This is a genomic window from Pseudomonas vranovensis DSM 16006 (assembly GCF_000425805.1).
Classification (GTDB): domain Bacteria; phylum Pseudomonadota; class Gammaproteobacteria; order Pseudomonadales; family Pseudomonadaceae; genus Aquipseudomonas; species Aquipseudomonas vranovensis.
In genome coordinates this window covers 637024-644013 of the sequence record NZ_AUED01000002.1, presented here as the reverse complement: position 1 = coordinate 644013, position 6990 = coordinate 637024, and the positions used below count along the sequence as shown (strand labels likewise).

The following is a 6990-nucleotide window of genomic DNA, read 5'->3' as shown; positions in this document are numbered from 1 at the left end:
CTTTGAAACTCAAGGAGTTTTCGGTTCCGACTACGCCGGAAGTGGGGCGAATTATAGACAGATCCACAGGGGCGTCAAGGCTTTATTTCAAACTTATGACAATTAAGCCCCTGACGCACCGCTTCCTTATATAGAAGGAAAACGCTACAACACCCCTGCACCACGCAACCGCCCGATCTCCGCCGCGGCCATCCCCAGCACTTCGCCCAGGACCTGTTCCGTATGCTCGCCCAGCAGCGGTGGCGCATTGCGATACTCCACTGGTGTCGCGGACAAGCGGATGGGGCTTGCCACCTGCGGCACAACCCCGGCCAGGGGATGCGGAATCTCAATTGCCAATCCCCGCGCCTTGACCTGGGGATCGGCAAACATCTGCGCCAGGTCATTGATCGGCCCACAGGGCACACCAGCCTTTTCCAGCTGAGCAACCCATTCGGCCGTGGTCTTGAACACCGTTGCCTGACGGATCAGTGGAATCAATTCGGCCCGATTGGCTACGCGCAGCTTATTAGTAGCAAAGCGCGGGTCATCCGCCCATTGCGGCTGCCCGGCCACTTCAGCGAACTTGCGGAACTGGCCATCGTTACCCACAGTGAGGATGAAATCACCGTCGGCAGTAGGGAAGTCCTGGTAAGGCACTATATTGGGATGAGCATTGCCCAGCCGCTTTGGCGGGTTGCCGGTAGTCAGGTAGTTCATCGCCTGATTGGCCAGGCACGCCACCTGCACATCGAGCAACGCCATATCGATATGCTGGCCGCCTCCATCATGGTCACGATGGGCAAGGGCAGCCAGAATGGCTACGGTCGAGTACAACCCCGTGAGGATGTCAGTCAACGCTACCCCCACCTTGACCGGCCCGGCGCCCTCATCACCCTCAGGGCGACCAGTAAGGCTCATCAGCCCACCCAGCCCCTGGATCATGAAGTCATAGCCTGCACGCTTGGCATACGGTCCGGTCTGGCCGAAGCCCGTAATCGAACAATAGATAAGCTGCGGGTTAATTGTCTTCAGGCTTTCATAGTCCAGCCCGTAGGCGGCCAGGCCGCCCACTTTGAAGTTCTCGATGACCACATCCGACTTGGCCGCCAGCTCGCGCACCAGGCGCTGGCCTTCAGGCTGAGTGAAATCGATGGTCACCGACCGCTTGTTGCGGTTGGCCGAGAGGTAATAGGCCGCCTCGCTGGTGTTCTCGCCATAGGCGTCCTTGAGGAAGGGAGGGCCCCAGGCGCGCGTATCATCGCCGGTCCCCGGGCGCTCGACCTTGATCACTTCGGCCCCAAGGTCGGCAAGAATCTGCCCGGACCACGGCCCGGCCAGCACGCGTGACAGATCCAGCACCCGCAGATGAGATAGCGCGCCCATGGGCTGGCTCCTTATTAATAGAAGGCCTGGATGCCGGTTTGCGCACGACCCAAAATCAGCGCATGCACGTCGTGGGTACCTTCGTAGGTATTGACCACTTCCAGGTTGACCAGGTGACGAGCCACGCCGAACTCGTCGGAAATGCCATTGCCGCCGAGCATGTCACGCGCCAGGCGAGCGATATCCAACGCCTTGCCACAGGAGTTGCGCTTCATGATCGAAGTGATCTCGACCGCAGCAGTGCCTTCATCCTTCATACGACCCAAGCGCAGGCAGCCTTGCAGAGCGAGAGTGATCTCGGTTTGCATGTCGGCCAGCTTCTTCTGGATCAGCTGATTGGCGGCCAGCGGGCGGCCGAACTGCTTGCGATCCAGGGTGTACTGGCGAGCGGTATGCCAGCAGGCTTCGGCAGCACCCAGCGCCCCCCAGGAGATGCCATAGCGAGCCGAGTTCAGGCACGTGAACGGACCCTTGAGGCCACGCACTTCCGGGAAAATGTTCTCTTCCGGCACAAAGACGTTGTCCATGACGATTTCACCAGTGATCGAGGCACGCAGGCCGACCTTGCCGTGAATCGCCGGGGCGCTCAGACCTTCCCAGCCCTTTTCCAATACAAAACCGCGGATATCGCCGGCATCGTCCTTGGCCCAGACCACGAACACATCAGCGATAGGGCTGTTGGTGATCCACATCTTGTTGCCGGTCAGGCGATAGCCGCCTTCGACCTTCTTGGCACGGGTAATCATCGAGCCCGGATCGGAACCATGGTCAGGCTCGGTCAGACCGAAGCAGCCAATCCACTCACCGCTGGCCAACTTGGGCAGGTACTTTTGCTTGGTCGCTTCGTTACCGAATTCATTGATCGGCACCATCACCAGTGAGGACTGCACACTCATCATCGAGCGGTAGCCAGAGTCGATACGCTCCACTTCCCGGGCGATCAGGCCGTAGCACACGTAGTTCAGGCCGCTGCCGCCGTATTGCTCCGGGATAGTTGCACCGAGCAAACCGACTTCGCCCATCTCACGGAAGATCGCCGGGTCGGTCTGCTCATGACGGAAGGCCTCCAGCACGCGCGGGGCCAGCTTGTCCTGGGCGAACTGATAAGCGCTGTCACGCACCATGCGCTCTTCTTCAGTGAGCTGTTGATCCAGCAACAGCGGATCGATCCAGTTGAAGCTTGCTTTACCGGCCATGGGCGAATCCTCGAAAGATGGGACCAGAGTTGTTGTGCATTGATCCTAGGCCCGATCAGCCGACGAGACAAACGAGGAATGCGCAAGGTCTTGTGATAATTTCTCACTCCGTAATGCGAACAAAGCCACTCTGTGTGCCTTATTAGTGAGGTTGACGTACATGCGACGCAAGATCCCCAGCACCACCGCCTTGGTGTGCTTCGAGGCCGCAGCCCGGCACGAGAGCTTTACCAAGGCTTCCCAGGAGCTGGCCCTGACTCAGGGGGCCGTATGTCGGCAAATCGCCGGGTTGGAGGAGTTTCTCAATGTCCAGCTATTCCGCCGCTCACGTCGCGGGGTAAAGCTCACAGAGGCGGGCCTTTCCTATAGCCGCCGCGTAGCTGCACAACTTGACGCTGTAGAGCGCGATACCTTGTCGGTGATGGGCCAGCAGGGCGCCAATGTAATCGAGCTGGCCGTGGTACCGACCTTCGGCACCCAATGGCTGTTGCCCAGGCTCAAGGACTTCCAGCTGCGCCACCCCGAGGTCACCGTCAACCTGACCAACCGCACTCGGCCGTTCTTGTTTGCCGACACCAACTTCGATGCCGCCATCTATTTCGGCGATGCCGATTGGTCGGGAACGCAGTCCCATCGGCTCATGGGCGAGAACCCGGTACCGGTTTGCAGCCCGGCGCTGCTGGGCGGCGCAGGGGAACTTGAGCCCGTACAGCTCGCACAACTGCCTTTGCTGCAACAGACCACTCGGCCTTACGCCTGGCGCCAATGGTTCAACAGCCTCGACATGAACGTCCCACGGGACATGACCGGCCCGCGCTATGAGCTATTCTCGATGCTTGCACAGGCGGCCATGCATGAGATGGGAGTTGCGCTGATTCCACCGTTCCTGATCCAGCGCGAATTGGCTGAAGGGCGCCTGGCTATCGCCAACCGGCATGCATTGTCGAGCATCAAGGCGTATTACTTGATGATCCCGGAGCGCAAGGTGGAATCTGCTTCGCTGCGTGCCTTTCGCGACTGGCTAGTTGCCGAAGCCGGCCGCTACGCCGCAGCCCATAAGGATCAAAGCAACAACCTGACCCCGTAGTCAATAAACACTTAACCCTACAGATGTACGGAAATGTCGCAATTCACACAACTGTTATTGCCCCCATCCAATAGCCCTTAACCCTGCTGTTTATGCGGCCTTCACAGCATAAATCGCGTTTTGAACTGGGCATTCAGAGAATTCGGCGGAATTTTTTCAAAATTTACCGTAATCTCCCTGAAGCCCGTACTTGGCGGGCTCCAGGCCTATTCTTGCGACATTCGGTCACAGGGTGACTTGTAGTTTGATTACCGTCACCCTTCAAAACTGGTTGAAGCGATTCCGTAATCGCCTGCAAAATGCCGCGCCCCGCCTGAATTCGGCGGGATCGTGCTGATCGGCCGCCCCAGACGCACCATCCGCAGTGCGCTGGTTTACCAACAAAAGATCACGCAGGAGATTTGACGTGCACATTGGTGTTCCACTCGAAACGCAGACGGGCGAAACACGGGTTGCTGCAACCCCGGAAACCATCAAGAAACTGATTGGTCAGGGGCATCAGGTCACCGTCCAGAGCGGCGCCGGCATCAACGCCAGCGTTCCGGACAGTGCCTATGAAGCAGCAGGCGCCACTATTGGCAGCGCTGCCGATGCGTTTGGTGCACAGCTGGTGTTGAAGGTCGTAGCACCCAACGACAGCGAATTGGCCCAGATCAACAGCGGCACCGTCCTGGTGGGGATGCTCAATCCGTTCAACAACGAAACCATTGCCAAGATGGCCGAACGCGGCGTCACCGCTTTCGCCCTCGAAGCGGCGCCGCGCACCTCACGGGCGCAGAGCCTCGACGTGCTGTCTTCGCAGGCCAACATTGCCGGCTACAAGTCGGTGCTGCTGGCCGCTCACTACTATCCACGCTTCATGCCGATGCTGATGACTGCCGCTGGTACCGTCAAAGCCGCTCGCGTACTGATTCTGGGTGCGGGCGTTGCGGGGCTGCAGGCCATTGCCACGGCCAAGCGCCTGGGTGCGGTGATCGAAGCCTCCGACGTGCGTCCGGCGGTAAAAGAGCAGATCGAGTCGCTGGGCGCCAAGTTCATCGACGTGCCCTACGAAACCGATGAAGAACGCGAATGTGCCGAAGGCGTCGGTGGTTACGCCCGCCCGATGCCGGCCAGCTGGATGCAGCGTCAGGCCCAGGCGGTGCATGAGCGCGCCAAGCAGGCTGACATTGTCATCACCACCGCGCTGATTCCAGGCCGCAAGGCGCCGACGCTGTTGAGCGCCGACACCGTTGCGCAAATGAAACCGGGCTCTGTGGTCATCGACCTTGCTGCAGCCCAGGGCGGCAACTGCCCGCTGACCGTGGCTGATCAAGTGGTGGTGGAGAACGGCGTGACCATCGTCGGCCCGACCAACCTGCCCGCGCAGGTCGGGGCGGATGCATCGGCGCTGTACGCCCGCAACCTGCTCGACTTCATGAAGCTGCTGTTCGACAAGGACGGCGCGCTTGTGATCAACCTCGAAGACGATATCGTCGCCGCGTGCCTGATGTGCCGCGACGGCCAGATCATCCGCAAGAACGGATAAGGAGCCAGACAATGGAAGACATGCTGATCTCTCACGGCGTCTATAACCTGATCATTTTCGTGCTGGCGATCTATATCGGTTACCACGTGGTGTGGAACGTCACACCTGCACTGCATACCCCCCTGATGGCGGTTACCAACGCCATTTCCGCCATCGTCATTGTCGGCGCCATGCTGGCCGCCGCCCTGACCGTGACTCCGCTGGGCAAGACCATGGGTACCCTCGCGGTGGCCCTGGCAGCGGTCAACGTATTCGGTGGTTTTCTAGTCACCCGGCGCATGCTGGAGATGTTCAAGAAGAAAGCCGCAAAGGCTGAGGGGAAGCAGTAAACATGAGCATGAACCTGGTAACACTTCTCTACCTCGTCGCCTCGGTGTGCTTCATCCAGGCGCTCAAGGGCCTGTCGCACCCGACCACGTCGCGGCGCGGCAACCTGTTCGGCATGCTCGGCATGGCCCTGGCGGTCATCACCACCATCGGCCTGATTTACAAGCTGGGTGCAGAGCTGGCCACTGATGGCATCGGCTATGTCATTGTCGGCCTGCTGGTCGGCGGCACAGCCGGCTCGATCATGGCCAAGCGCGTTGAAATGACCAAGATGCCTGAGCTGGTGGCCTTCATGCACAGCATGATCGGCCTGGCGGCAGTGTTCATTGCCATTGCCGCCGTGGTCGAGCCGCAGTCGCTGGGTATCGTTTCCAGCATTAGCGACCCGATCCCGACCGGTAACCGCCTGGAACTGTTCCTGGGTGCCGCCATCGGTGCGATCACCTTCTCGGGCTCGGTCATCGCCTTCGGCAAGCTGTCTGGCAAGTACAAGTTCCGCCTGTTCCAGGGCGCACCGGTACAGTTCAGCGGCCAGCACAAGCTGAACCTGATCCTGGGCCTGACCACCATCGGCCTTGGCCTGATCTTCACCTTCACCGGTAGCTACAGCGCCTTTGCCCTGATGCTGATCCTAGCGTTCATCATGGGCGTGCTGATCATCATCCCAATCGGTGGCGCCGACATGCCGGTGGTAGTGTCGATGCTCAACAGCTACTCGGGCTGGGCGGCGGCCGGTATCGGCTTCTCGCTGAACAACTCGATGCTGATCATTGCCGGCTCCCTGGTGGGTTCGTCTGGTGCCATCCTCTCGTACATCATGTGCAAGGCGATGAACCGCTCGTTCTTCAACGTGATCCTCGGCGGTTTCGGCGCTGCAACAGACGCCGCGGGGCCAGCAGGTGCCCAGGAAGCTCGTCCGGTGAAGTCCGGTTCGGCTGATGATGCAACCTTCCTGCTGAGCAACGCCGATACCGTGATCATCGTCCCGGGCTACGGCCTGGCGGTGGCCCGCGCCCAGCACGCGCTCAAGGAACTGACCGAGAAGCTGACACACAATGGTGTGAACGTGAAGTATGCGATCCACCCCGTGGCAGGCCGTATGCCGGGTCACATGAACGTACTGCTGGCGGAAGCCGAAGTGCCGTACGACCAGGTGTTCGAGATGGAAGACATCAACTCCGAGTTCGGCCAGGCCGACGTGGTGCTGGTGCTCGGTGCCAACGACGTGGTCAACCCGGCGGCCAAGAACGATCCGAAATCGCCGATCGCCGGCATGCCGATCCTCGAAGCCTTCAAGGCCAAGACCATCATCGTCAACAAGCGCTCCATGGCCAGCGGCTATGCAGGGCTTGATAACGAGCTGTTCTACCTGGACAAGACCATGATGGTATTCGGTGACGCCAAGAAGGTCATCGAAGACATGGTCAAGGCTGTCGATTAAGCCTTTTCCAGGCTGTGACAAATAGCCCCAGCGCGGTACCGGCTGG

6 protein-coding genes are annotated in these 6990 nt (G+C 59.9%); 4 read left to right on the top strand and 2 right to left on the bottom strand.

Annotated elements, in window-relative coordinates:
• Positions 1 to 144: 144 nt before the first annotated feature.
• Both H621_RS0106955 and H621_RS0106950 read right to left on the bottom strand, forming a co-directional pair.
• A complete protein-coding gene (locus tag H621_RS0106955) occupies positions 145 to 1365 on the bottom strand; it encodes a CaiB/BaiF CoA transferase family protein (protein ID WP_028942682.1) in 1221 nt (406 codons plus the stop codon).
• Between the two features lie 14 nt (positions 1366 to 1379).
• Positions 1380 to 2561 carry an acyl-CoA dehydrogenase gene (locus H621_RS0106950; protein WP_028942681.1) on the bottom strand — a complete coding sequence of 394 codons (1182 nt, stop codon included), beginning with the start codon at positions 2559 to 2561 and terminating at the stop codon, positions 1380 to 1382.
• Between the two features lie 160 nt (positions 2562 to 2721).
• On the opposite strand from H621_RS0106950, the gene H621_RS0106945 reads away from it, so the two are divergent.
• The 4 genes from H621_RS0106945 to H621_RS0106930 all read left to right on the top strand — a co-directional run bounded on the left by H621_RS0106945 (position 2722) and on the right by H621_RS0106930 (position 6944).
• A complete protein-coding gene (locus H621_RS0106945; RefSeq protein WP_028942680.1) occupies positions 2722 to 3648 on the top strand; it encodes a LysR family transcriptional regulator in 927 nt (308 codons plus the stop codon).
• Positions 3649 to 4054: 406 nt separating this feature from the next.
• The gene (locus H621_RS0106940; protein ID WP_028942679.1) at positions 4055 to 5176 is read left to right on the top strand and encodes a Re/Si-specific NAD(P)(+) transhydrogenase subunit alpha; all 1122 of its coding nucleotides are present in this window, start codon (positions 4055 to 4057) and stop codon (positions 5174 to 5176) included.
• A gap of 11 nt (positions 5177 to 5187) precedes the next feature.
• Positions 5188 to 5505: an NAD(P) transhydrogenase subunit alpha part 2 gene (locus H621_RS0106935; protein ID WP_028942678.1), complete on the top strand. Its 318-nt coding sequence runs from the start codon at positions 5188 to 5190 to the stop codon at positions 5503 to 5505.
• A gap of 2 nt (positions 5506 to 5507) precedes the next feature.
• Positions 5508 to 6944, top strand: coding sequence for an NAD(P)(+) transhydrogenase (Re/Si-specific) subunit beta (locus H621_RS0106930; RefSeq protein ID WP_028942677.1), 1437 nt, complete (start codon positions 5508 to 5510; stop codon positions 6942 to 6944).
• Positions 6945 to 6990: the final 46 nt, after the last annotated feature.

Excerpts from the sequence above, each read along its gene's own strand:
- H621_RS0106955 (WP_028942682.1), bottom strand. The coding sequence starts at position 1,365 with ATGGGCGCGCTATCTCATCTGCGGGTGCTGGATCTGTCACGCGTGCTG.
- H621_RS0106950 (WP_028942681.1), bottom strand. The coding sequence starts at position 2,561 with ATGGCCGGTAAAGCAAGCTTCAACTGGATCGATCCGCTGTTGCTGGAT.
- H621_RS0106935 (WP_028942678.1), top strand. The coding sequence starts at position 5,188 with ATGGAAGACATGCTGATCTCTCACGGCGTCTATAACCTGATCATTTTC.
- H621_RS0106945 (WP_028942680.1), top strand. The coding sequence starts at position 2,722 with ATGCGACGCAAGATCCCCAGCACCACCGCCTTGGTGTGCTTCGAGGCC.
- H621_RS0106930 (WP_028942677.1), top strand. The coding sequence starts at position 5,508 with ATGAGCATGAACCTGGTAACACTTCTCTACCTCGTCGCCTCGGTGTGC.